Source organism: Acinetobacter sp. LMB-5 (assembly GCF_001541635.1).
Lineage (GTDB): Bacteria > Pseudomonadota > Gammaproteobacteria > Pseudomonadales > Moraxellaceae > Acinetobacter > Acinetobacter pittii.
This window is the reverse complement of record NZ_LRDR01000055.1, coordinates 1-230: the sequence shown is the minus strand read 5'-3', so window position 1 is coordinate 230 and position 230 is coordinate 1. Positions and strand designations below refer to the sequence as shown.

Below are 230 nucleotides of genomic sequence, written 5' to 3'. Positions count from 1 at the left end.
ATAATGGGTCAGCGACTTATATTCAGTGGCAAGGTTAACCATCTAGGGGAGCCGTAGCGAAAGCGAGTGTTAACTGCGCGACTCAGTCGCTGGATATAGACCCGAAACCAGGTGATCTAGCCATGGGCAGGTTGAAGATTGAGTAACATCAATTGGAGGACCGAACCGACTAATGTTGAAAAATTAGCGGATGACTTGTGGCTAGGGGTGAAAGGCCAATCAAACCTGGA

General features: G+C 48.3%; 1 rRNA gene. It reads left to right on the top strand.

From position 1 onward, the window contains the following. Nucleotides 1-230, top strand: a 23S ribosomal RNA gene (locus tag AW165_RS18480); the annotation flags it as partial.